Here is a 20,132-nt window from a genome sequence, read left to right on the forward strand (position 1 = left end):
CATGACGGGCGATCAGCAGCCGTACGCGGGCGTCCCGGAGGTCGTGCCGCGTCCGCGCACCGACCTGGAACCCCTGCTGGGCTGGCTGCGCGGCGGCGAAGCTGTGGCGCGGCGGACCGACTTCGCGGCGGGGACCGCCCTGCCCGACGGCCGGCTCGACCTGTGCAAGCAGGCGCTCGGCGCCGAAGGTGCCGCGGCCGTCGCCGAGGCACTGCGCCAGGCCCCGGTCACCGGCGCCGTCCGCCATCTCCTGCTCGGCACCGACGGGCTCGGCGACGCGGGCGCCGCCGCCGTCGCCGAACGCACCGCGGGCACCGGAGTGGAGACGCTCTACCTCGGCTGCAACGGCATCACCGCGGGCGGCGCCTGCACCATCGCCGACGGCCTGCGGGCCTCGCCGCAGGCCGTCACCGGGGTGTGGCTCAAGCGCAATCCGCTCGGACTGGGCGGCGGGCCGGCCGCGGCCGGACTCGTGGAGGCGGCGCGCTCGCTGCGCACCCTGGACCTGGTGCAGACCGGTCTGGACGTCGCGGGACTGGCGGTCCTGGTGGACGCGTTGCTCGTCGCCGCCGGGGACGGGCGGGGCGTGGAGCGGCTCTTCGTCGGCGGCAACACGCTGGGGCCGGCAGGGGCGGCCGTGCTCGCCGACCTGATCACCCAGGGCGCGATCGGCGAACTGTACGTCTCCGCCGCGCGCCTGGGCGACGAGGGCGGCCTGATCCTCGCCGAGGCGTTGCGCCGGGCACCCCACGGCAGGCTCACCCGGCTGTCCGCGGCGAGCAACGGCATCGGCCCGCGGGGCACCGCGGCGCTGGTCGCCGCCGCGGCCGCCGCCGGCGTCGAACTGCTGGACCTGGGCCGGGTGCGCGCCGCCGCCGTCCTCGGCGCCGCGGACAACCGCGTCGACACCGGGGCCGCCGAGGCCATCGCCGCCGCCCTGGCCGCCGCGCCGCACCGGCTCGGCCACCTCGTCCTGGCCAACACCGGCATGCGCAGCCGTGAGGCCCACCGCCTGCTCGACGCGGCACCCGGAGCGGCTACGCCCACCCGCTACGTGCTCGGCAAGGGCGTCGCGACCAGCGTCCGGCAGCGCCTCGACGCGCTCAGCGCCCACCTGCCCCACCCCGCAGTCCCCGACGCCGTGGCCGCCGTCCGCAGCGTCCACCGCACACCCCGCTGAGCCCCGCCTGCCGGCACCTCAGCGGGGTATGCGGGCGAACGTCTCGATCCAGAAGCGCTGCGCGTCCTCCGGCGCACCGACGAGATAGGTCGAGCGCAGCTTCGGCGGCAGCAGGGCCACCAGCCGGGTCACCACCTTGCGGTAACGCTTGAGCTGCGACAAATCGGCGTTGGCGATGACCTGGTGGACGATGTCGCTGTCGTTGTTGCCCTCGCCGGACTCCTCGCGGGCACCGCGGAGCCGCGCCTCCCAGCCCTCGACGTCCTCCGCCAGTTCGCGCAGCCCGGTCACCTGACGCCGCGCCAGCCGGTCGATCAGGGCGGTGAGCGGGACCGGCGCGTACTCCCCGTCGCCGAGGTAGACCGTCGCCATCTCCAGCGGCAGACCGCGCTGATGGAGCTTGATCAGCCGCTCGATGGTGCGCTTGGTGATCCACGCGCGCCCGTCCTCGTCGATGTCGTGCTTCCACCACTCCAGCACGGTCTCCGCGACCGCGCCGTAGCGGGCGATCAGCCACTCATTGGCGGGGATGTCGCCCGGCTCGACCGTCAGGGAGGCGGTGAACCGGGTGGCCTGGGCGATGTTGTTCCGCGACACGAGCAGCTTGCGGCCCAGGTGGTAGGGCGGGTTCTGCACGGCGATCTGCGCCCGCAGGTTCTGGATCGGGCGACCGGCCAGCGACCACTCCTGCGTGATCTCCATCAGTTTGGCGAAGGCCGCCTTGTCCTTCGGCCGGTTGTACTCGTCCCAGACGACGGCCTTCGGCTCGGCCCCGGTGAAGACCGCCGCCAGCAGGTTCTCCAGCGAGCCGTCCCGGCCCGGGATGGGCGCGCAGAGGTCCTCGACGTTGGTGACCGGCAGCGAGAAGTACATCGGGTCGCGGCCCAGTCCCTCGCGCAGCGTCTCGCGCACCAGCTCGGTCTTGCCGCAGCCGGGCGGCCCCTGGAGCAGCACCGTCCACCGGTTGCGCAGCGCCGCGCGCACCACGGAGCGCACCGGGTCCGGGACCGTCGCCGGGTTGGGGACGCCCAGCGCCTTGGCGATCCGGTCCAGGATCTCGGCCGTCCGGTCCGGTCCGGGGGCGCCGTCGGCCCGCGGCTCGGCCAGCCGCAGCCGCTCACCGTTGAGCAGTGGCAGCCCCCAGCGCAAAGGGAACCCCTCGCGCGCGTTGGCCAGGATGTGGTCGAGGGTGCGCGGGGACAGCAGCTCGCGGACCGCGGGGCCCAGCGACGCCCACACACCGAAGACCCCGGACAGGTCGCGGTCCCGGTACTTCGCGGCCAGCTTCGTCCGCCAGGACGTGTCGTTGGCGGTGACGCGGACGGTGACCATGCGGTCCAGCAGCGCCAGGTCGCCGCGCCGGCTCGCGGTCTCCGCCAGCGACTCGTTGTCGCTGAGGAACACCCCGATGCAGCCGAGCGCCCGCAGGTCGTACTCACCGAGCGTCCAGTTGCAGGCGATCTGCATCAGCTGCGACTGGATCGTCTCGCCCGCCTGCAGCGAGTCGTCGATGAGCAGCACGAACGGCCGCCCCGGCTTCAGCTGGCTCATCACCAGCTGACGCAGCATCAGGTCCCCGGTCTCCTCGTCGCGGACGGGCGCGTTCGCCAGCAGGTCGTCCGGGGTGAGGTTGGCGGCGGGGACGAAGACCAGCTCGGTGTCCGGGTACGCCTCGGCGATGTGGGAGAAGAACGTCGAGGTCTTGCCGATGCCGTGCTCGCCGAAGACCTGACCGGTCTGCCGCATGTCGATCATCGCGTCGATGAAGGACTCCAGCCGCGACCGGCCCGTCCAGCCCTCGGGCGGCCCGGGATACGTGGCATTGGCCCGCCAGGGCCGGGGGCCGGCCGTGGCGGTCGCCGCGGTGGTGGTGGTCATCTCGCTCCTGTCGTGACGCGGTGGCAGGCCATGGGCGGTGTGTGGCTGTCCGGCCAGTCGTCGCCGCCCTGGGTGATCAGCCAGATCCATTTGTCCGGCTCGGCCGGCGTGATGTGCGGGGCGAAGCCGTCGGTCAGCACGATCACGGCGTCCGGACGCTCCTCGAAGCGGCGGCCCCGCACTTCTGTGCGTCCCTCCACGTAGTCGGCGACGGCCCGGAAGCTCGTGCCCCCGCCGCCGTAGACCCGCTCGCCCGGCGCGAAGGGCATCACGACGCCGTCGAAGGACAGCCAGTGCGCCTCCACGCCCTCGATGCGGCCCACGAGTTCGGTCAGCCATGCCACAACGGAGGCCGGCATGGACCCCGAGGTGTCGTAGGCCACGACGAGCACTTTGTCGCGCACCGGACCGCGCCGCGACAGCATCGGGTCGTGCCCGAGCGCGGCCAGCAGGGCGCCGCGCTTCTTCGGGTACACCAGCCGCTCGCCCTCGCGCAGCTTCGAGGCGACCACGTCGACCAGCCACCGCTGCCACCAGTGGACCTGCCGCGTCCGCACGGTCTCGCCGCGCAGCGCGCCGGCCCCCAGGTTTCCCCACAGCCGCGAGGTGCGCTCCGAGGCGTCCTGGGTGCGGTCCATGAGGTCGAGCAGTTCGCGCTCCGCGCCGGTGTGGCCACGGCGTGCCGCCAGCAGGGAGTTGAGCAGGGCCGAGGACACCATCCGGTCGACGGTCTCCTGGTCCGCCGGTACTCGGGGCCCGTCCATGTGCACACACCACGCCGCGACCGCCGGCACCGGCGGGCGGGCCATCCGCTTGAGCTCGGTGTAGACGCTCATGTCGGTCGCGGTGAACTCCTCGTAGGGCAGCGGCGTCAGCCCCTGCTCCCGCAGGTCGCCCTCGTACGCGGTGTGGACGGCGCGGGGGTCGACGCCGGTCGGCTCGCCGTCCAGCAGCGGCAGCGTGTCGCGCTCCAGCCGGACCATCGCGACGTGGTTGATCGACACCTCGGCGGCCAGGGCGAAGACCGGGTCGTCCCGCAGTTCCGGCTCGGTGAACAGATGCCGCTGCACCACGTGCCGCGACTCGTGGAAGAGGACGAACTTCACCCCCTCCAGGCCGAGTCCCACGAAGAAGTCCGGGTTGAACAGCAGCAGGACCGTGCCGTCGCCGGAGGCGACCACGGCCGCCGTGTCCACCGCCGTCGTCGGGATCTGGTGCCGGCACTTGGCGTACAGCCAGGACGCGACCGCGGACTGCGTCAGGCCGAAGTCCAGCAGCGCGGCCTCCTTCAGCCGCCGGGCCTCCGCCACGACCTCCGCATCCGCCGGACGCCAGCGCTCCAGCGCCCGCCGGTCGTCGAGCCCGACGGTGAGCCGTCGCGCGGCTGTGCCTGCCCCGTACGCCATGACCGCCCCCCCGTGCACGACCTCCGCATCCCCCGGATGCCCCCGTGGATCAGTGGTACCAGAGCCCACCGACAACGGGCCATCGACTTCTCACGCGGCGTCGCCCGCGATCGCCCGCGCCGTCGTCACCAGCTCCGGCACCGTCCCCGTGAACGTCGGCAGCAACTGCGCGAGCACGGCCCAGGCCTCGGTATTGCCGCCCAGCTCGGCCCGGACGAGGGGCCGCAGCGCCGCGTGGGCCTCGGCGAGGCGGGCGGGGAACGCCCAGCGGCCCATCGCCAGGACCGACAGGGCCTGCGGCGCCGGCCGCGTCGTCGTCGCGTACGCCGCCGGGCCGTCCACGATGCCCGCGGTCCTGAGCCGGTGCGTGAACTTGCGGTGCGTGAACTTGCGGTGCGTGCCGAAACGCGCGCGCACCTCCGGCGGGCAGTCGGGCCGGACGGACAGCGCCCAGCGGGCGTAGCCGGGCAGCGGCCGGACGGCGTCCGCGGCGGCCACCACCGGCCAGTCCTCGCGCCCCACCATGCGGGCGGCGGCGCGCCCCTGCCCCATCGACCCCACCTCGCGCAGTACGGCCGTCAGTTCCTCGGGACCGGACGCCAGGCGAACCTCCGGCGGGGGGAACCGTGACAGAGCCCTGTCGACTTTGACACGCCGGGTGCGGCCGGGGCCTTGCGGGACGCCGCGGAGGATGTCGTGCCGTACCCGGTCGTCGATCCGGGCATGCTCGTAGACCAGCACATTGACGTCCGGATCGTCCTGCTGGAGCATCCACCACACCACCGAGGCGGGCAGGTCACGCAGGCCGTACTGCCATCCGTAGCCCTTCGGGGGCCGGCCGGCCGCCGCGGGGTCCTCCTCCGGGAGGCCCGTGCGCAGACGTACCCGTGCCGCCTGCTCCCGGTCCACCAACGCCAGCAGGAAACCCAGTCCGCCGGCCTGATCCACTGTCGCCATGCCGGGATCGTCCCACCGGACACCGACAGCGGGCGAATCAGAATCCGCCGCGCAACACCCCGTCCAGGACCGTCGACCACTGGCGGACGATGCCCGCGCGGCGCGCGCTGTCGTCGCTGAGCAGATGGGCCAGTCCCAGTCCGCGCGCCATGTCCAAGGTGGCCTGGACGGTCTCGCGCACCCCCGGCACGGACTCGTCGGCGCCCAGCATCTCCACCGCCAGGCGGTGCGCCTCACGGCCGATCCGGGCCTCCAGGGCCCCGACGCGGGGCCGCAGTTGCTCCTCGTTGGCCGCCGCGACCCACAGGTGCAACGCGGCACGGAAGATCGGGCCGGTGTAGAGATCGACGATCAGCTCGACCACGGCGCGCGTGCGCGGGACGCCCTGGTCCGGCAGCTCGAGCGCCCGCTCGCGCAGCGCCGTCAGCCACTGCTCGGAGACGAACCCGATCGCCCCGGTGAACAGGTCCTCCCGGGTGGGGAAGTGGTGCTGCGCCGCCCCCCGGGAGACCCCGGCGTGCTCGGCGACAACGGCGACCGTGCTGCCCGCCCAACCGCGATCGGCCAGGCAGGCGACGGCCGCCTCCAGCAGCCGCTGCCGGGTGGCGCGGCTGCGGTCCTGCTTGGGCACCCGGGCGCTCACAACGTCCATGGCGCCGCCCGCCGTTCGAGAAGGGCCCGCATCCCTTCGGCGGCCTCGGGGGAGCCGAACAGCCGTGCCGAGCGTTCCGCCAGCGCGTCCGCGTTCCGGTCGAAGGCCCGCAGCACCTCCGCCGAGGTCAGCGCCTTGGACTCCGCCAGCCCTTGGGGCGAGCCGGCGCGCAGGCCCGCGAGGATGCCGTCCAGCGCCTCCTCGGGCGCCGTGACCAGGCCGATGCGCACCGCCTCCGCCGCGTCGAAGACCTCTCCGGTGAGGTAGTAGCGGGCCGCGGCCCTCGCATCCAGGCGCGGCAGCACCGTCAGCGAGATCACCGCGGGCGCAAGGCCGAGCCGCGCCTCGGTGAAGGCGAAAGCGGCCCCGGGGCCCGCCACCGACAGGTCGCACGCCGCGAGCAGCCCGAGGCCGCCCGCGCGCACATGGCCGGTCACCTTGGCCACGACCGGCTTGGGCAGCTCCACGACCGACCGCAGCAGCGCGACCATCCGGCGCGGGCCCTGCGGGGACGTCGCCTCCTTAAGGTCGGCCCCGGCGCAGAAGGTGCCGCCGGTGTGCGTCAGCAGCACCGCGCGGGTCGCCGGGTCCTCGCCTGCCCGCGCGAGCGCGTCGGACAGTTCGTCCACCATGCGCGCGGAGAGCGCGTTGCGGTTGGCGGGGGAGTCCAGGGTGAGTGTGGTGATCCCCCGCTCGTACGCGGCGCGCACCAAGGGTGCCGTTTCGCCGGCCATCAACTGCCGCCCCTTTCGCGGGCGCGGAGCTCGCGCCGCAGGATCTTTCCGCTCGCGGCACGCGGTATCGCGTCGGTGAACTCCACCCGCCGCACCTTCTTGTACGGGGCGACCTGCGCCGCCACGTGCGCCATCACGTCGTCCTCGGTGAGGGGGCCGCCCTGCTGCGGGACGACGTACGCCTTGGGGATCTCGTTGCCGTCCTCGTCCAGGACGCCGATGACGGCCGCGTCGGCGACCCGGGGATCGGTGAGCAGCACCGCCTCCAGCTCGGCCGGCGGCACTTGGTAGCCCTTGTACTTGATCAGCTCCTTGACCCGGTCGACCACATGGAGCCAGCCGCCCTCGTCGACCCGTCCGACGTCGCCGGTGTGCAGCCAGCCGTCCTCGTCGACGATCGCGGCCGTCTCGTCGGGCCGCCCCAGGTAGCCCTTCATCACCTGGGGGCCGCGGATGTGGATCTCCCCGGTGTCGTCCGCTCCGGTGCCCGCCTCGCCGTCCAGCGGGACGATGCGCATCTCGGTGCTGGGGACGAGCCTGCCGACCGTCCCCGCGGGCGCGTCCCGCACGTCCAGCGGCACCACATGGGTGCCCGGCGACAGCTCCGTCATCCCGTACGCCTGGAGGAGGGGCGGCAGCCCGAGCCGCTCCGAGCAGGCCCGCGCCAGATCGGCGTCCAAGGGCGCGGCCGAGCACAGCACGTACTCCAGGGAGCTCAGATCGTGCCCCGCTACCGCCGGGTGCTTGGCGAGCGCCAGCACAATGGGCGGGGCTACGAACAGACCCTGCACCTTGTGCGTCTCGATGGCGGTCAGGAACTGCTCCAGGTCGAAGCGCGGCAGCACGACGACGGTCGAGCCCTTGCGCAGGGGGACGTTCATCAGCGCGGTCAGGCCGTAGATGTGGAAGAACGGCAGCACCGCCAGGATGCGGTGGCCGGGCTCCGAGGCCAGCATCGGGTCGAGCTGGGCGAGGTTGGTCGCGATGTTGCGGTGGGTCAGCATCACGCCCTTGGGGACACCGGTGGTGCCCGAGGAGTACGGCAGCGCCGCCAGGTCCTCGGCCGGGTCGAAGGAGACCTCGGGCTCGGGCGCGGTGGAGGCGAGGAACTCCAGCACCGAGCGGTGTCCTTCGGCGGTGTCGCAGACGAAGATCTCCCGGACGCCGCCCGCCTGCTCCGCCGCCTTGCGGGCGGTCTCCAGCAGCGGCGAGACGGTCACGATCCACGCGGCGCCGCTGTCGCGCAGCTGCCGCGCGAACTCCTCGGCGGTGGCGAGCGGATGCACCGTGGTGACCGCCGCCCCGGCACGCGTCGCCCCGTAGAAGACCGGCGGATAGGCGACGGTGTTGGGGCTGTGCAACGCCAGGACGTCACCTTTGCGCAGCCCGGCCTCCGCCAGGGCGGCGGCGATGCGCCGCGTGAAGGCGTCGAGCTGCGCATAGGTGAGGGTCGTGCCGTCCACACCGTCGATCAGCGCGGGCCGTTCGCCGAACTCGGCGGCCCGGCCGAGCACGGCCTCGTGGATCGGCAGGTCGACGGCGGGAACCGCGGGGTACTCGCTGTGGAACACGGCCGGCTGTGCCATGACCGCTCCCCCTCCTCGATAGGACGTGCTCAGTAGGACTTGGGCAGGCCCAGCGTGTGGTGCGAGACGTAGTTGAGGATCATCTCCCGGCTGACGGGCGCGATGCGGCCCACACGCGACGCCGTGAGCATCGACGCCAGACCGTACTCGGTGGTGAGGCCGTTGCCCCCCAGCGTGTGCACGGCCTGGTCCACCGCCCTCGCGCCCGCCTCGGCGGCGGCGTACTTCGCCATGTTGGCGGCCTCGCCCGCGGCCGCGTCGTCACCGGCGTCGTAGAGGAAGGCGGCCTTCTGCATCATCAGGCGGGCCAGTTCGAGTTCGATGTGCGCCTGCGCCAGAGGGTGGGCGATCGCCTGATGCGCGCCGATGGGCGCCTGCCACACCTGCCGTGTACGGGCGTAGTCGACGGCCTTCTCCAGCGCGTGCCGGCCCATGCCGATCGAGAAGGCGGCGGTCATCACGCGTTCGGGGTTGAGCCCCGCGAAGAGCTGGAGCAGGCCCGCGTCCTCGTCGCCCACCAGGGACTCGGCCGGCAGCCGCACATCGTCCAGGAAGAGCTGGAACTGCTTCTCCGGGGCCGACAGTTCCATCTCGATCTGCCGGAACTCGAAGCCCGGGGTCTCGCGCGGGACGATGAACAGGCAGGGCTTGAGCCGGCCCGTGCGGGCGTCCTCGGTGCGGCCCACGACGAGCGTGGCGTCCGCGATGTCGACGCCGGACACGAAGACCTTGCGCCCGGTGAGCAGCCAGTCCGAGCCGTCGCGGCGCGCGGTGGTGGTCAGCCGGTGCGAGTTGGAGCCCGCGTCGGGCTCGGTGATGCCGAAGGCCATGCGGACCGACCCGTCGGCCAGCCCCGGCAGCCACTGCCGCTTCTGCTCCTCGGTGCCGAAGCGCGCGATCACCGTGCCGCAGATCGCGGGCGAGACGATGAGCAGCAGCAGCGGGCAGCCCGCCGCGCCCAGCTCCTCCAGGACGATGGCCAGTTCGGCCAGTCCGCCGCCCCCGCCGCCGTACTCCTCCGGCAGGTTGACGCCGAGGTAGCCGAGGGCGCCGGCCTCCTGCCACAGCTCGTCGGTGTGCTTGCCCTCCCGGGCCGCCGTGGCGAAATAGCCGCGCCCATAGCGGCGGCCGAGGTCGGAGACCGCCTTGCGCAGGGCGCGCCGTTCCTCGCTCTCCACCAGGGCGTTGTCAAAGGTGCCTGCCGGTCCGCTCGCAGCGGTGATCCCGCTCATGCCGAGCCCTCCTCCTGAACGACGGCGAGTACGGTCCCGACGTCGACCTGGCGGCCGACCTCGGCGTGCAGTGCGGTGAGCACGCCGTCCGCCGGGGCGGCGACGCGGTGCTCCATCTTCATGGCCTCCAGCCACAGCAGCGGCTGACCGGCCGCCACCTTGTCGCCGACCGCCACCTCGGCGATCCGGACGACCGTGCCCGGCATCGGCGCCAGCAGGGAGCCGGGCGCGATCCTGTCCACGGGATCGGGGAAGCGCGGTAGTGCGGTCAAGCGGTGCCCGCCCGTGGGACTGTCGACGTGCACCTCGGCCCCGTACGCGGTGACCTCGAAGGCGCGGCGGATGCCGGAGACCTCCAGGACGACCTCGTGCGCGGCCGCGGACAGCAGCCGCACGTCCGGTTGGCCCTCTGCGGTCAGGCCGTCGCGTCCGAGGCGGTAGCGGACCTCGTGCTCCGTCCCGTCGGGCTCGGCGCGGTACGTTTTGCGCTGCGGCGCCGACGGCACATTGCGCCAGCCGCCCAGGGCGTGCCGCCCGGACGCGTCGGCCAGGGCGGCGGCCAGCGCGGCCAGCCGCACGGTGCCGGGGTCCGCGGGGGCGGCCGGGCCGAGCCGTTCGAGGAACGCCGTGGACAGCCGCCCGGCCGCGAAGTCGGGGTCGCGCAGCACGCGTACGAGCAGGTCGCGGTTGGTGACCAGGCCGTGCAGGCGGGCCCGTTCCAGAGCGCCGGCGAGCTGCCGCAGGGCCCGTTCGCGGGTGGGGGCGTGGACGATCACCTTGGCGAGCATCGCGTCGTAGTGCACGCCGACGCGGTCCCCGTTCGTGAAGCCGGCGTCCACGCGCAGGCCGGGCATCGCGGGCAGCGCGAACCGGTGCAGGACGCCGGTCTGCGGCTGCCAGTCGCGCGCCGGGTCCTCCGCGTACAGGCGTGCCTCCACGGCGTGCCCGGAAGGGCGCGGGGGAGCGGCCGGCAGGCGGCCGCCCTCGGCGATGTCCAGTTGCAGGGCGACGAGGTCGACCCCGAAGACGCACTCGGTCACCGGGTGCTCCACCTGGAGGCGGGTGTTCATCTCCAGGAAGTACGGGCGGCCGTCCGCGGAGACCAGGAACTCCACCGTTCCCGCGCCGGTGTAGTCGATGGCCCGCGTCGCCGCCTCGGCGGCCTCGTGCAGGGTGCGGCGCAGTCCGTCGCCGATGCCGGGGGCCGGGGTCTCCTCGATCACCTTCTGGTGGCGGCGCTGCACCGAGCAGTCGCGCTCGCCCAGCGTCCATACGGTGCCGTGCGCGTCCGCCAGCACCTGGACCTCGATGTGGCGCCCGTCCTCGACGTACGGCTCCAGGAAGACCTCGTCGTCGCCGAACGCGGACAGCGCCTCGGCGCGGGCGGCGGCCATCTCCGCGTCGAGGGCGGCCGCTTCGCGTACGACGCGCATGCCGCGTCCGCCGCCCCCGGCGGCCGCCTTGACCAGGAGCGGCAGGTCGTCGGGACCGGCCTCCAGCACCGGGACACCGGCCGCGGCCATCAGGCGCTTGGCGCGGGTCTTCGAGCCCATCGCCTCGATGGCCTCCGGGGCCGGGCCGATCCAGGTGAGGCCCGCGGCGATGACGGCCCGGGCGAACTCGGCGTTCTCCGACAGGAATCCGTAACCAGGGTGCACGGCGTCGGCACCGGCAGCCAGGGCGGCCTTCACGATCAGGTCGCCGCGCAGATAGGTGTCGGCCGGGGCGTCTCCCGGTAGGCGCACGGCGGCGTCGGCCTCCCGTACGTGCGCCGCCCCCGCGTCCGCGTCCGAGTACACGGCGACCGTGGCGATGCCCAGGTCGCGGCAGGTGCGGAAGACGCGGCGGGCGATCTCGCCGCGATTGGCCACCAGCACTGATGCGATCACGGTCACGCTGCCCCTCACACCACTCACATCCGGAAGACGCCGAAGCCGCCGCGCGTGCCCTCGACGGGTGCGCTGTGGATCGCCGACAGGCACATGCCGAGCACCGTGCGTGTGTCGCGCGGGTCGATCACCCCGTCGTCGTACAGCCGCCCCGACAGGAACATCGGCAGGGACTCGGACTCGATCTGCTGCTCCACCATGGCGCGCAGGCCCGCGTCGGCCTCCTCGTCGAAGGGCAGGCCCCTGGCCGCCGCCGACTGCCGCGCCACGATCGACAGCACGCCCGCGAGCTGCTGCGGGCCCATGACGGCCGACTTCGCGCTCGGCCAGGCGAACAGGAAGCGCGGGTCGTAGGCCCGGCCGCACATGCCGTAGTGCCCGGCGCCGTAACTGGCACCCATGAGCACGGAGATGTGCGGGACCCGCGAATTGGACACCGCGTTGATCATCATCGCGCCGTGCTTGATGATGCCGCCCTGCTCGTACTCGCGGCCCACCATGTAGCCGGTGGTGTTGTGCAGGAACAGCAGCGGGATGTCGCGCTGATTGGCGAGCTGGATGAACTGCGCCGCCTTCTGCGACTCCGCGCTGAACAGCACCCCTTGTGCGTTGGCCAGGATGCCGACGCGATAGCCGTGCACCTGGGCCCAGCCGGTGACCAGGCTCGTCCCGTACAGCGGCTTGAACTCGTCGAACAGGGAACCGTCGACGACGCGGGCGACGACCTCGCGGGGGTCGAAGGGGGTCTTGAGGTCACCGGGGACGATGTCCAGCAGGTCGTCCTCGTCGTGCAGTGGCGGGTCGTAGGCGGCCTCCGGCGCCGGGCCCTGCTTGCGCCAGCCAAGCCGGGCCACGACGCGGCGGGCGGTGCGCAGCGCGTCCGGCTCGTCCAGGGCGAAGTAGTCGGCCAGCCCGGACACCCGGGCGTGCATGTCGGCGCCGCCCAGCGACTCGTCGTCGCTCTCCTCGCCGGTCGCCATCCTCACCAGCGGCGGGCCGCCGAGGAACACCTTGGAGCGCTCCTTGACCATGACGACGTGGTCGGACATGCCGGGCACATAGGCGCCGCCGGCGGTCGAGTTGCCGAACACGACGGCCACGGTGGGGATGCCGGCCGCCGAAAGCCGCGTCAGGTCGCGGAAGAGCGCGCCGCCCGGAATGAAGATCTCCTTCTGGCTGGGCAGGTCCGCCCCGCCCGACTCCACCAGGTTGACCAGGGGCAGCCGGTTGGCGAGCGCGATCTCATTGGCCCGCAGCGCCTTCTTGAGCGTCCACGGGTTGCTCGCGCCGCCGCGCACCGTCGGGTCGTTGGCGGTGATCACGCACTCGGTGCCCTCGACGACTCCGATGCCGGTGACCAGCGAGGCGCCGACGGGGTAGTCGCTGCCCCACGCCGCCAGCGGCGACAGCTCCAGGAACGGCGTGTCCGGGTCGAGCAGCAGTTCCACCCGCTCGCGGGCGGTCAGTTTGCCCCGGCCGCGGTGCCGTTCGACGTACTTGGGGCCGCCGCCGGCGAGCGCCTTCTCGTGCTCGGCCTCGATCCCGGCGAGGCGCTCCAGCATGATCGCCCGGTTGTCCCCGGTCATTTCGTCGCCTCCTGCCGCGGATCACGTGGCTTGCGTCCTTCACCGGGTGGCCCGGCGAAGGCCTGCGCGATGTCCAGCCAGCGGTCGGCGCCGGCGCCCTGCGCCCGCAGTGCCAGGTCGTCGCGGTGCCGGCGCCGGGTGGCCAGCAGGCACAGGTCGAGGGCGGGGCCCGTCACGCGCTGGACGGCGTCCTCGGGCCCGAACGTCCACAAGGTGCCGTCCGGGGCAGTCAGTTCCACCCGGAACTCCTCGGCGGGCGGCGTGAGCCCGTTGACGGCGTGGGCGTAGTCCCTGGCCCGCACGGCGATCCGTGCCACGTGCCGCAGCCGCGTCGTCGGCTCCCGGCGCACCCCGAGGGCGTCCGCGACGTCCTCGCCGTGCGCCCAGCTCTCCATCAGCCGGGCCGAGGCCATCGAGGCCACCCCCATGGGCGGCCCGAACCAGGGCAGGCGCGCGCCGGGCGGCTGTGCCCGCAGGGCCTCCTGGAGGGCGCTCCGGCCGGCACGCCAGCGCTCCAGCAGCTCGGCGGGCGGCAGCGCCGCGCCCTCCTCCGCGCCTTCGTCGACGAAGGTGTCGATCGCGGACGCGGCCTTGCCGACCTCGGCTCCGAAGCCGGCCGGATCGGTCGCGGCGAGCAGCGCCTGCCTGTCCGTCCAGGCCAGGTGCGCGATCTGATGAGCGACCGTCCAGCCGGGAGCGGGTGTGGGCGTGGCCCAGGCGGACGCCTCCAGCGGGGCCACGAGGGCGTCCAGCCCCTCGCTCTCGTCCCGCAGGTCGTCCAGTACGGGTGTGGGGTCGGACACGGGTCCCCCTGGTTGACGCGGCGTCAGCGAAGCCGTGGTGCGTCACAGGCTGGCACCGCCCGCAGAAACAATCAAGCGTGCTTGCATGATTTTTCATACCGGCCCCCGCGCGCCGGCCCGGGGGCCGCCTGATTGACTGCACCGGGCCTCCCGGGGATTCCGGCCTCGGCCCGATTGCCTGTCGGACAAACCGAGGTTCCATGCACACCCTGCCACCACTGCTCTCCGGTTTCGTCCCCATATGGGCGCTCAGCGCGGCGGGCTACGCGGTCGGCCGCAGCGGGCTGCTGGGCCCGCAGGCGGAGTCCGTGCTCGGCGGCTTCGTCTTCAACGTGGCCATGCCGGCTGCCCTGTTCACCATGGTCGCCGGGACACCCTTGGGAACCTTCGCGAACATGTCCATGATCGCCTTCGCGGCGGGAACGGCACTGGCCTGCCTGCTCGGGTTCGCCGTGAGCCGGTGGATTTTCGGTCGGGGCCTGCCCGACCAGGCGATCGGCGGCATGGCCGCCGGTTACGTCAACTCGGCCAACCTGGGCATCCCGGTCGCGGTGCAGATCCTCGGCGACGCGTCGTTCGTCGCTCCTGTACTGCTGTTCCAGGTGCTGCTGGTCACCCCGGTGATCCTGACCGCGCTCGATGCGGGCACCGCCGGAACCGCCGGCGCCGGCGCCGGCGGGCGGTGGGGGGAGCGGGGCGCGGTCCGCATGCTGCTGCTGCCGCTGCGCACCCCCGTCATCCTGGGCACGGCACTGGGGTGCGCGGTCTCCGCCACCGGCTGGCGGCTTCCTGTCGCCCTCGGCCACTCGGTCGAGTTGCTGGGCAACGCGGGCGTGCCGACAGCACTGATCACTCTGGGCATGTCGCTGCACGGCCGCCGGCCCGCCACCGGCATCGCGATCCGGGCGGAGGTCGGGGCCACCGTCCTCATCAAGACCCTCGTCCAGCCCCTGGCCGCGTTCGCGGTCGGCAGTCTCGTCCTGCACCTGCCCGCGCACCAGTTGTTCGCGGTGGTGATCCTCTCCGCGCTGCCCAGCGCGCAGAACGTCTTCATCTACGCCCGCCAGTACGAGCTCAGCACTGCCCTCGCCCGCGACGCGGTCATGTTCTCGACACTGCTGTCGATGGGCACGCTCTCCGCCGCGGCCTGGGCGCTGGGCCCGGGGCACACCTAGACGCGCCCCCGCGGGCGAGGCGCCCCCAGGGGGGTGCCCCGCCGCGTGCGGTTCGGTCAGGCGCGGGCGGCCCGCCGTGCCAGGAGGGCGTCCCGGCGCTCCTCGAACTTGCGGGCCTGGCAGTCCAGCTCGCCCATGAAGAAGCCCAGTTCCTCCTGCGCCTTCAGGCCCTCCGGGCCCAGTCCCGCGACCTCCAGCACCTTCAGGTGCCGCAGCACGGGCTGCAGGACGTCGTCGTGGTGGATGCGCAGGTTGTAGACACCGCCGATCGCGATCCGTGCCGCCGACCGCTCGAAGCCGGGCATGCCGTGGCCCGGCATCCGGAAGCCGACCACCACGTCGCGGATCGCCCGCATCGCCTGGTCCGGCGCCAACTGCAGGGCGGCCGCGAGCAGGTTGCGGTAGAAGACCATGTGCAGGTTCTCGTCGGTCGCGATGCGCGCCAGCATGCGTTCGCACATGGGGTCACCGGACTCCCGGCCGGTGTTGCGGTGCGAGATGCGCGTGGCCAGCTCCTGGAAGGCCACGTAAGCGACCGAGTGCAGCATGCTGTGCGCGTTGTCGGACTCGAAGCCCTCCGACATGTGCTGCATGCGCAGCCGCTCCAGTTGCACCGGGTCCACGGCACGGGTCGTCAGCAGGTAGTCCCGCATGACGATCGCGTGCCGGCCCTCCTCGGCGGTCCAGCGGTGCACCCAGGTGCCCCAGGCGCCCTCGCGGCCGAAGAGCGTGGCGATCTCGTGGTGGTAGCTCGGCAGGTTGTCCTCGGTCAGCAGATTGACCACCAGCGATATCCGGCCGATCTCGGTGACCTTCGACTGCTGCGGCTCCCAGGCCTCGCCGCCCATGACCCCGTCGTAGTCCCGGCCCTGACTCCACGGCACGTACTCGTGGGGCATCCATTCCTTGGCCGCCTTCAGATGCCGGTTCAGCTCGGTCTCGACGACCTCTTCGAGGGCGTAGAGCAGCCGGGTGTCACTCCACACGTCCGATCCGGTGTTCTGGGGCGGGGCAATGGTCACGCTGCGCTCCTGGCGGTTCGCTGAGGGTACCTACGGAATCGTAAGTTACGAAACCGTAGGTTACGTGCCGCCCACATGGCAACCCGCTCTACGTGTCCGTCCCCCGAACCCGCACCGAGAGGCAGGTCACGCAGCCCTCGAGCTTTTCGAACTCCCCTATGTCGACAAGTACGGGCGTATAGCCCATTGCGGCGAAAATCTCCGCGCTGCGCGGCGCGCTCGCCGCCATCAGCAGCTTCCCGTCTCCCAGAAGCACCACATGGGAGCCCGATTCCTCCGGGACCGGCAGGAAGTTCGGGAACACCTCGGGCGCGTCCACCAGCGGCGGATGGCCCACGACCGTGCCGTCCGGGAGCGCGGTGACGGCCGACTTCAGATGCAGCACCTTGGTGACGGGTACCGCCACCACCCGTGCCCCCAGCGGCTCGAACGCGGCGCGCAGTTGGCGCACGCCTTCCGCGTTCGTCCGGCCCCCGGTGCCCACGTAGACCGTGTCCCCCGTCTTGAGGACGTCGCCCCCCTCCAGGGTGCCCGGCGCACGCACCTTGGTGACGGACATCCCGAGCCCCGCCACGACCGCCTCGGCCCCCGCCGTCTCCGGGCGGCGCGGCAGCGCGCCCGGCCGCGCGATGAGCGCCGCGCCGCGGAACAGCACCATGGTGTCCTCCACGAACACCGCGTCCGGGCACGCGTCCGCCGGCGGGACCTCCACGGTCTCCCACCCGTGCGCCCGCAGCGCCGCCCCGTAGGCCTCCCATTGCTGCAGGGCCCGTTCCCCGTCCACGGGCGACCGTTCCAGGTGGGTCACGATCCCCTCCGCCAGACGCGGACCCGGACGCCGGACAAGTGCCCTGCGGTGCGGCATGGTGTGCGATCTCCCCTCGTGGCGGCAACGGCTTGCCGAAGGTGATGCTCCCTCACCCGGCGCGGCGCGCCCAGGGCGCGCGGGCGGGGTCCCGACGGGGTCCCGCCGTCCTGGTCGCGGCCGGCCGGGACGGACACGGGGGGCGATAGCATCGGCGGTCTGATGAGTGCCACTCTTGTCGTCAAAGACCTCGCCGCAGGCCACGGGGACCGCGTCCTCTTCTCGGGCCTGGACCTCGTCGTCGCGCCCGGCGACGTGATCGGGCTCGTCGGTGCCAACGGCGCCGGCAAGTCCACCCTGCTGCGTCTGCTGGCGGGCCTGAGCGCGCCCGAGGACGGGCAGTTGCGGCTGAACCCGCCCACCGCCACCGTGGGCCATCTGCCGCAGGAGCCCGAACGGCGGGCGGACGAGACGGTACGGGACTTCCTGGGGCGCCGCACCGGGGTCGCCGCCGCACAGGCGGCCCTGGACGCCGCGACCCAGGCGCTGATGGACGAGGCGCCGGGCTCCGACGACGCCTACGCCGACGGTCTGGAGCGCTGGCTGGCGCTCGGCGGGGCGGACCTGGACGAGCGGGCCGAGGAAGTGGCCGCCTCGCTGGGCCTGACCGTCGGCCTCGACCTGCCGATGACGGCACTGTCCGGCGGCCAGGCCGCCCGTGCGGGCCTCGCGTCGCTCCTGCTGAGCCGCTACGACGTCTTCCTCCTCGACGAGCCGACCAACGACCTCGACCTGGACGGCCTGGAGCGCCTGGAGGCGTTCGTCACGGGCCTGAAGGCCGGCACCGTCGTGGTCAGCCACGACCGCGAGTTCCTCGCCCGCACCGTCAACCGGGTCGTCGAACTCGACCTCGCGCAGCAGCAGGTCAACACCTATGGCGGCGGCTACGCCTCCTACCTGGAGGAACGGGAGACCGCCCGCCGGCACGCCCGCGAGGAGTACGAGGAGTACGCCGACACCAAGGCGAGCCTTGAGGCTCGCGGGCGCATGCAGCGCAACTGGATGGAGCACGGCGTCCGCAACGCCCGGCGCAAGGCGACCGACAACGACAAGATCAGCCGCAAGCTGCGCACGGAGTCCACGGAGAAGCAGGCCGCCAAGGCGCGGCAGACCCAGCGCATGATCGAGCGCCTGGACGTGGTCGAGGAGCCCCGCAAGGAGTGGGAGCTGCGCATGGAGATCGCCGCCGCCCCTCGCGCCGGCGCGGTCGTGGCGACGCTGCGCGGCGCCGAGGTGCGCCGCGGGGACTTCGCCCTCGGTCCGGTCGACCTCCAGATCGACTGGGCGGACCGGGTCGCCATCACCGGCGCCAACGGCTCCGGCAAGTCGACGCTGCTCGCCGCGCTCCTCGGACGCCTGCCACTGGACGCGGGCGCGGCCTCCCTCGGCCCCGGAGTCGTCGTCGGCGAGGTCGACCAGGCGCGCAAGCTCTTCCACGGCGACCAGGCCCTGCTGGACGCCTTCGGCGCCGAGGTGCCCGACATGCCGCCCGCCGACGTGCGCACGCTACTGGCCAAGTTCGGTCTGAAGGCCGCCCATGTGATGCGTTCCGCCGCCACGCTCTCCCCGGGCGAGCGCACCCGGGCCGCGCTGGCCCTCCTCCAGGGCCGCGGCGTCAACCTGCTCGTCCTGGACGAGCCGACCAACCACCTCGACCTGCCCGCCATCGAGCAGCTGGAGTCGGCGCTCGCCTCGTACAACGGCACCTTGCTGCTGGTCACCCACGACCGCCGGATGCTGGAGGCCGTGCACACCACGCGCCGCATCCAGGTGGCGGCCGGACGGATCACGGAGAACTGACACCTCGCGTCGCTGCCCCTTTCCGGGGACCCTCCCGTGGGAAGATCACCGGAGCGGACGGGGTTGAATGGGCGGTCTGTGATCCCTTACCCGTCCCCCGACGAGGAGTTCTAATCGTGAGCATCTACGACATTCCGCTGCGCACGCTCTCCGGTGAGTCCGCGTCTCTCGCCGACCACGAGGGCAAGGCGCTGCTGATCGTCAACGTGGCCTCCAAGTGCGGGATGACTCCGCAGTACGAGGGCCTCGAGCGTCTGCAGAAGCGTTACGCCGACCGTGGCTTCACCGTGCTGGGCTTCCCCAGCAACCAGTTCGGCGGTCAGGAGCCGGGCACCGCCGAGGAGATCGCGACGTTCTGCTCCGCGACGTACGGCGTGAGCTTCCCGCTCTTCGAGAAGACGGACGTCAACGGCGAGGACCGGCACCCGCTCTACGCGACGCTGACCGAGACCGCCGACGCCGAGGGCGCGGCCGGCGACATCCAGTGGAACTTCGAGAAGTTCCTGATCAGTGCGGACGGCCAGGTCGTCGGCCGGTTCCGTTCGCGTACCGAGCCCGAGGCCGACGAGGTCGTGGGCGCGATCGAGGAGCACCTCCCGCGTTGATCCGAGACCGCTTCGTACGACTCGTCGTGGCGGGTTCCGCCGTGCTGGCCGCAGCGGCCGGCACGGCGGGCGCGGGCACGACCGCGCCCACGGCCATGGCCACGACCGCGGCCGAGCAGCCGCGCGTGCTGACGCTCCCCGACGACATGGTGGACACCGGCGGCGGCAGCCAGCTCATCACCGCCGTGGCACCGGACACCGGGTCGACCAAGGGCACCGTGACCTGGTGGGACCTGCGCGACGGCGTCTGGCACGCGGCGGGCTCCGCGCCCGCCCGCTTCGGTGCGGGCGGTCTCGTCGAGGGCGAGGAACGCGCCCAGAGCACCTGGACCACCCCCACCGGCCTGTACGACCTGCCGTACGCGTTCGGCATCAAGCCCGCGCCCAAGGGCACCCGCATGCCCTACCGCCCCGTCACCCGGGACTCCTACTGGTGCCAGGACAACGCCTCCTGGTCCTACAACCGGTGGGTCGAGCCCCTGCCGCCGGACTGCGCCGCCTCGGAGTCCGAGCACCTGATCAGGTACCGCAAGCCGTACGTCCACGCCTTCGTCATCGGCTTCAACTACGACGAGCCGGAACAGGAGCGCGGCGCCGGCATCTTCCTGCACGCCAACGGCCCCGGGCCCACCGCGGGCTGCGTCTCCGTGCCCGTCGAGGCCATGCGCCGCCTGCTCGTGTGGGCCGATCCGGACCGCTACCCGCACATCGCGATCGGCACCGAGTCGGGCGACACCGCGATCACCACGTACTGACGACCGG

Annotated in this window: 17 protein-coding genes; 5 read left to right on the plus strand and 12 right to left on the minus strand. The window is 72.9% G+C overall.

What is annotated here, in order from left to right; all coding sequences use genetic code 11:
* The first annotated feature begins 1 nt into the window (after nucleotide 1).
* Nucleotides 2-1,180: a ribonuclease inhibitor gene (locus ABZ883_RS00885; protein ID WP_360899276.1), complete on the plus strand. Its 1,179-nt coding sequence runs from the start codon at nucleotides 2-4 to the stop codon at nucleotides 1,178-1,180.
* 18 nt (nucleotides 1,181-1,198) lie between these two features.
* On the opposite strand, the gene ABZ883_RS00890 is transcribed toward ABZ883_RS00885, so the two are convergent.
* From ABZ883_RS00890 to ABZ883_RS00935, 10 genes are all read right to left on the minus strand, one after another.
* Nucleotides 1,199-3,058 (minus strand): ATP-binding protein, encoded by a 1,860-nt coding sequence (locus ABZ883_RS00890; RefSeq protein WP_360899279.1) that lies wholly within the window; start codon nucleotides 3,056-3,058, stop codon nucleotides 1,199-1,201.
* Nucleotides 3,055-4,464 (minus strand): hypothetical protein, encoded by a 1,410-nt coding sequence (locus ABZ883_RS00895; RefSeq protein ID WP_360899282.1) that lies wholly within the window; start codon nucleotides 4,462-4,464, stop codon nucleotides 3,055-3,057. The genes ABZ883_RS00890 and ABZ883_RS00895 overlap by 4 nt, the downstream gene beginning before the upstream one ends.
* 90 nt (nucleotides 4,465-4,554) lie before the next feature.
* Nucleotides 4,555-5,421, minus strand: a complete 867-nt coding sequence (locus ABZ883_RS00900) for a hypothetical protein (protein WP_360899285.1) — start codon at nucleotides 5,419-5,421, stop codon at nucleotides 4,555-4,557.
* A 37-nt stretch (nucleotides 5,422-5,458) separates the two neighbouring features.
* Nucleotides 5,459-6,073 carry a TetR/AcrR family transcriptional regulator gene (locus ABZ883_RS00905; RefSeq protein WP_360899288.1) on the minus strand — a complete coding sequence of 205 codons (615 nt, stop codon included), beginning with the start codon at nucleotides 6,071-6,073 and terminating at the stop codon, nucleotides 5,459-5,461.
* Complete coding sequence (locus tag ABZ883_RS00910) at nucleotides 6,061-6,807, minus strand: enoyl-CoA hydratase family protein (RefSeq protein WP_360899291.1); 747 nt, start codon at nucleotides 6,805-6,807, stop codon at nucleotides 6,061-6,063. The genes ABZ883_RS00905 and ABZ883_RS00910 overlap by 13 nt, the downstream gene beginning before the upstream one ends.
* The gene (locus tag ABZ883_RS00915; RefSeq protein ID WP_360899294.1) at nucleotides 6,807-8,393 is read right to left on the minus strand and encodes a 4-coumarate--CoA ligase family protein; all 1,587 of its coding nucleotides are present in this window, start codon (nucleotides 8,391-8,393) and stop codon (nucleotides 6,807-6,809) included. Before ABZ883_RS00915 ends, ABZ883_RS00910 begins: the two co-directional genes overlap by 1 nt.
* Nucleotides 8,394-8,422: 29 nt before the next feature.
* Nucleotides 8,423-9,625, minus strand: coding sequence for an acyl-CoA dehydrogenase family protein (locus tag ABZ883_RS00920; protein ID WP_360899297.1), 1,203 nt, complete (start codon nucleotides 9,623-9,625; stop codon nucleotides 8,423-8,425).
* Nucleotides 9,622-11,514, minus strand: a complete 1,893-nt coding sequence (locus tag ABZ883_RS00925; protein WP_360899300.1) for a biotin carboxylase N-terminal domain-containing protein — start codon at nucleotides 11,512-11,514, stop codon at nucleotides 9,622-9,624. The genes ABZ883_RS00920 and ABZ883_RS00925 overlap by 4 nt, the downstream gene beginning before the upstream one ends.
* Nucleotides 11,515-11,537: 23 nt before the next feature.
* Nucleotides 11,538-13,100, minus strand: coding sequence for a carboxyl transferase domain-containing protein (locus tag ABZ883_RS00930; RefSeq protein WP_360899303.1), 1,563 nt, complete (start codon nucleotides 13,098-13,100; stop codon nucleotides 11,538-11,540).
* A complete protein-coding gene (locus ABZ883_RS00935) occupies nucleotides 13,097-13,903 on the minus strand; it encodes a TIGR03084 family metal-binding protein (RefSeq protein ID WP_360899306.1) in 807 nt (268 codons plus the stop codon). Before ABZ883_RS00935 ends, ABZ883_RS00930 begins: the two co-directional genes overlap by 4 nt.
* Nucleotides 13,904-14,103: 200 nt before the next feature.
* Between ABZ883_RS00935 and ABZ883_RS00940 the strand changes: the two genes are divergently transcribed.
* Nucleotides 14,104-15,078, plus strand: coding sequence for an AEC family transporter (locus ABZ883_RS00940; RefSeq protein WP_360899309.1), 975 nt, complete (start codon nucleotides 14,104-14,106; stop codon nucleotides 15,076-15,078).
* A 56-nt stretch (nucleotides 15,079-15,134) separates the two neighbouring features.
* Here ABZ883_RS00940 and ABZ883_RS00945 read toward each other — a convergent pair whose 3' ends face one another.
* Both ABZ883_RS00945 and ddaH read right to left on the minus strand, forming a co-directional pair.
* Nucleotides 15,135-16,100 (minus strand): acyl-ACP desaturase, encoded by a 966-nt coding sequence (locus tag ABZ883_RS00945; RefSeq protein WP_360899312.1) that lies wholly within the window; start codon nucleotides 16,098-16,100, stop codon nucleotides 15,135-15,137.
* 88 nt (nucleotides 16,101-16,188) lie between these two features.
* Nucleotides 16,189-16,965 (minus strand): dimethylargininase, encoded by a 777-nt coding sequence (ddaH, locus tag ABZ883_RS00950; protein WP_360899315.1) that lies wholly within the window; start codon nucleotides 16,963-16,965, stop codon nucleotides 16,189-16,191.
* 162 nt (nucleotides 16,966-17,127) lie between these two features.
* Between ddaH and ABZ883_RS00955 the strand changes: the two genes are divergently transcribed.
* From ABZ883_RS00955 to ABZ883_RS00965, 3 genes are all read left to right on the plus strand, one after another.
* A complete protein-coding gene (locus ABZ883_RS00955; protein WP_360899318.1) occupies nucleotides 17,128-18,765 on the plus strand; it encodes an ABC-F family ATP-binding cassette domain-containing protein in 1,638 nt (545 codons plus the stop codon).
* 116 nt (nucleotides 18,766-18,881) lie between these two features.
* Nucleotides 18,882-19,370: a glutathione peroxidase gene (locus tag ABZ883_RS00960; RefSeq protein WP_360899321.1), complete on the plus strand. Its 489-nt coding sequence runs from the start codon at nucleotides 18,882-18,884 to the stop codon at nucleotides 19,368-19,370.
* A 95-nt stretch (nucleotides 19,371-19,465) separates the two neighbouring features.
* Nucleotides 19,466-20,125 (plus strand): L,D-transpeptidase family protein, encoded by a 660-nt coding sequence (locus ABZ883_RS00965; RefSeq protein WP_360900188.1) that lies wholly within the window; start codon nucleotides 19,466-19,468, stop codon nucleotides 20,123-20,125.
* Nucleotides 20,126-20,132: the final 7 nt, after the last annotated feature.

The organism is Streptomyces sp. NPDC046977 (genome assembly GCF_040644455.1).
Lineage (GTDB): Bacteria > Actinomycetota > Actinomycetes > Streptomycetales > Streptomycetaceae > Actinacidiphila.